This is a genomic window from Bacillus cereus group sp. BfR-BA-01383, assembly GCF_022663495.1.
In the GTDB taxonomy this organism is placed as follows: Bacteria; Bacillota; Bacilli; order Bacillales; family Bacillaceae_G; genus Bacillus_A; species Bacillus_A cereus_AU.
The window spans coordinates 1-3,476 of record NZ_JAKUFP010000079.1 but is presented as its reverse complement, the minus strand read 5'-3'; the positions used below and the strand labels follow the sequence as shown (position 1 = coordinate 3,476).

Sequence of the window (3,476 nt, the reverse complement as noted above, 5' to 3'; positions counted from 1 at the left end):
GCTAAATTAGATTAATAAAATTAATGTTTTTTGTATTAGATTTTACTTAGTATGTGTTTTCGTTAAAATTTTGGTAGGTTTTCTTATATTTTAAAAAAGATAAATAATACTAAAGTCAATTGCACTTTTTTGAATAAGAAAACATAAATTATAGTGTGAGACGAGTAGTGGTGCACTTGTTTACGCTTTTATTGAAATCTCCTTGGAAAGAAAGGAAGTTACTAATAGGTTTCCTTTCTTTTTTAAATATAATGGATATTGTTTTAGATGATTTGAAAGTAAATATATATTTAAATATTTAAATATATAAATATTAATTAGTGGCTGTAAAAGGTAATAAAAACATTTCTTTAAATTTGAAAAAAGGTGTTACCTTTCTAAAGAAGGAAAACACTATATAGCAACTAAAGAACAGCTTAGAGCAGAGGGAGGACAAATTATGGCTCAAACTTATTGGGGATCAGAGGTAGCCAAGAACTTAGGGATTGGCTCAAGTACTTTACGTAAATATTGCCTTGCCCTGGAAGAAGCCGGGTATCCTTTTGAGCGAGGTAATAATAATTCTAGAGTCTTTTTTCATAAAGACGTAGCAACTATAGAACGGCTAATAGCAGCTATGAACAAGAAGAGTATAACACTAGAACACGCTGTAAATTTAGTGATATCAAGTGTTGAAGAAAATGAGGTAGCAACAGTTGCTACGGATAGTGTAGCAGACACAGAACACATAAAAGCATTAGTAGAACGTATAGAACGATTGGAACAACTTAATTTAGAGTTGATCCAAAGATTGGATCAACAGAGTAAACTTTTACAGGAAACAGATGCTCAACGAATAATAAGAGAAAAACAAAGAGATGTTCAATTAATGCAGGTATTAAAAGAAATGCAGGATAGCAATCGCTTAATAGCAGCTTCAGAACAGAAGAAGTCATTTTGGAGTCGCCTGTTTGGTAAATAAATTAAAATCTAATGATAAAGAGATTTTTGCTTTTTATTTGAAAAAAGATAAGAAGTGAGCTTTTTGTCTATTATTAATAATGATATTGAATTTTTAGCACTATAAATGTTAGTCAAGCATATATTGTAGTATTGGAATAGGTTTCACTCTCTTATTTTATTTTATAATTTCTTTTAAAAAGAACACCAACGGGCATTGGTGTTCTTTTAAGTAGGTTGGTTTTGAAAAATAAGAAGTTTTTTGTTTTAAATTTGTACTTGTTGTACTTGTAAAACTTTTAAAGTAAGGTCTAATACATTTTTTTCATGAAGAGTATCAAATGGTTCGTTTAAGTTTGTTAGACAAGGAGAAAAGTCTAATCCAACAAATTGAGCACTGATTAATTCGCAATATGGTTGTTTGTTATAAAAAATTGTATTTTCGAAGAAATATTTTTCTAAATGTGGTAAATCAACGTTTTTAGGATTAATAAAATGAGATGTAGTATCTGAGGAAGCAGCTATTAAAGCTAGAGATAGAAAATCATCCTCTATTAGATCTGCAAAACCAGAAAATGGAACATTTACAATGCGGTTATATATAACTCTATTACATTCATCATTTGCATATTCAATATTTTTACGAATATACCCTTGTAAAAATAATTTAGCTTTTGTAACTAGGCGGTAATTTGTACCTGGTATTGGAGTAAATGCTAGAGGAATTAACTTACCTTTTGTCAAAAATACGTTGTTTGTTAAGATACGTTTAATTTCAATTGCTGGAGGATCTAATGAAATATTGGATTCTACAACAATTTGAATTGTTCTTTCAGCTAATACAACTGGTATTTGTACAATAGGTGCTTCTGTAGTAATAATTGGTGCTGTAATTTCATCATTTAATGGTGCTCGAGTTTGTCCTACCACATGACATGATACATTAATTGGACATTGTTCACTCATGTTATTTAATCTCCTTTTTGAAATTACTTTAGATTTTTAAAACTGTTCAATGCCAATGTATTTATTTTTTTCATTTATGTATATGTATGTATAACAGCTTTTGCAATTTGTTTATTGAAGTTTATTAATGAACTACAGATAATCATATATTATTGTCTGAAGTTCATTAACTATACATATGAATAAATCAATAAAATATTATTATAAAAAAAGAGTGATATGAGTTTTGTGTGTTTGAGTTTTTCGATTTTTTTATTTATATCAATAGATTTCGCTTTTTCTTTGGTTATCATTCTTTGTAAAGATTATGAGAGTTAAGAATTTAAAACAAGTTATACGTGAATTATTAGGAAAAAGAGTATATCATCGCTATAGCGATGATATTTTTGAGGTGAGACGCTATGAAGACGCTATATGGTCCTGGCGACGTGGTAGAGCAATTAGGTATCCGATCTAGTACATTACGTAAGTATGCTGATGTATTAGAAAAAGAGGGTTATACTTTCATAAAGAATGAACGTGGGCATAGGAAGTATAGAGGAAGTGATGTAATGGTGTTCCGTAAGGTGATTAACCTAAAGAACGACACAGACATGACATTAGAAAACGCCACAAAACAAATAGTATCATGGCATCAAGGCGTTGAGGTATTGCCATTAGAGCGACACGAAATTGAGCGCTATGAAGAACCGGATTTCAACGCTACAACGCTACAGACGATGCTTCAAGATCAAAAGGAGGTCATTGAAAAGCAAAATGAATTACTACAAGAATTAAACAAACGTTTAGTTGAACAAGACCAGCGATTTGCACAAAGAGAATTAGAGTTATTGAGCGCTATACAAACGATACAGGAATCCCAAACGCTTATAGCGATGAATACTAGCGAAGACGTAGCGAAGAATCAGGGACGCGCTGAAATGCTCATGCAAACAATAAGGGAAGTCCAGGAAGTTAAGAAGATGATTGCAGCAAGTAAAGATAAGAAATGGTATGAGTTTTGGAAATAATTTTTTGAAATTTGATTAATTATTTTTCACCACCTCTAAAAAATATAGAAAAATGAATATAAATGTAAAGCTTAGAGTCATATGAGAACCTTGAACTTTTTTGGATACTACTGATAATCGGATTTTATGTGAACTAAATCTTAGGAAGAAGGAATTGAAAATGAATAAGAAATGTCCTAATTGTGGTTTTAGAGAAATCAGGCAAGATTCATTAGATGTCCAAGCATGTTTAAGACTTATTAGTACGAATAACCTTTTTAATCAATTTTCAAGTGTGATTGCTGATGTTTGCACGGAGTGTGGTAACATTTTATCTATGAAAGCAGAACATCCAGAGTATTTTAAATTAGATAAATAAAAATTACTGATAATACAGATTATGTGAACGAAAAATCCCTTTAGAAGGAAGATCTAAAGGGATTTTTTTATAGATTTTAAGATACATGGACTGCTGATAAGTGGTGTTATGTAACTTTATTTTTATTTTTAAAACGAATTGGTTAATTGATTTGGATCATTTTAATAAAATATTGAATACTATGAAACTATAATCTATAGGTT

4 protein-coding genes are annotated in these 3,476 nt (G+C 30.1%); 3 read left to right on the top strand and 1 reads right to left on the bottom strand.

What is annotated here, in order from left to right; genetic code table 11:
• Positions 1 to 439 precede the first annotated feature (439 nt).
• A complete protein-coding gene (locus tag MR065_RS26885; protein ID WP_242215725.1) occupies positions 440 to 961 on the top strand; it encodes a DUF3967 domain-containing protein in 522 nt (173 codons plus the stop codon).
• Between the two features lie 245 nt (positions 962 to 1,206).
• On the opposite strand, the gene MR065_RS26880 is transcribed toward MR065_RS26885, so the two are convergent.
• Positions 1,207 to 1,905, bottom strand: coding sequence for a CsxC family protein (locus MR065_RS26880; RefSeq protein WP_242215724.1), 699 nt, complete (start codon positions 1,903 to 1,905; stop codon positions 1,207 to 1,209).
• 401 nt (positions 1,906 to 2,306) lie between these two features.
• Between MR065_RS26880 and MR065_RS26875 the strand changes: the two genes are divergently transcribed.
• A complete protein-coding gene (locus MR065_RS26875; RefSeq protein ID WP_242215723.1) occupies positions 2,307 to 2,915 on the top strand; it encodes a DUF3967 domain-containing protein in 609 nt (202 codons plus the stop codon).
• Positions 2,916 to 3,075: 160 nt separating this feature from the next.
• Positions 3,076 to 3,273 carry a hypothetical protein gene (locus tag MR065_RS26870; RefSeq protein WP_098889156.1) on the top strand — a complete coding sequence of 66 codons (198 nt, stop codon included), beginning with the start codon at positions 3,076 to 3,078 and terminating at the stop codon, positions 3,271 to 3,273.
• Positions 3,274 to 3,476: the final 203 nt, after the last annotated feature.